1 protein-coding gene is annotated in these 249 nt (G+C 59.4%); it reads left to right on the top strand.

Annotated elements, in window-relative coordinates; translation table 11 throughout:
* A partial coding sequence (locus tag EOE67_RS20640) for a hypothetical protein (protein ID WP_164852464.1) occupies positions 1–249 on the top strand: 249 nt, incomplete at both ends.

Raw genomic sequence — 249 nt, 5'->3', positions numbered from 1 at the left:
ATAAAGAATTGTAGGGCGCTACTCACCGCGTTAGCGGTAGTACGCCGTATGGTGCTACTCACAGCGATAGCGGTAGTACGCCGCATGGTGTTACTCACCGCGACAGCGGTAGTACGCCGCATGGCGCTACTCACCGCGTTAGCGGTAGTACGCCGTATGGTGCTACTCACCGCGACAGCGGTAGTACGCCGCATGGCGCTACTCACCGCGTTAGCGGTAGTACGCCGCATGGCGCTACTCACCGCGTTA

It is taken from the genome of Rheinheimera riviphila, assembly GCF_004005945.1.
Taxonomy (GTDB): domain Bacteria; phylum Pseudomonadota; class Gammaproteobacteria; order Enterobacterales; family Alteromonadaceae; genus Pararheinheimera; species Pararheinheimera riviphila.
This window is presented reverse-complemented; position numbering and strand designations above follow the sequence as displayed.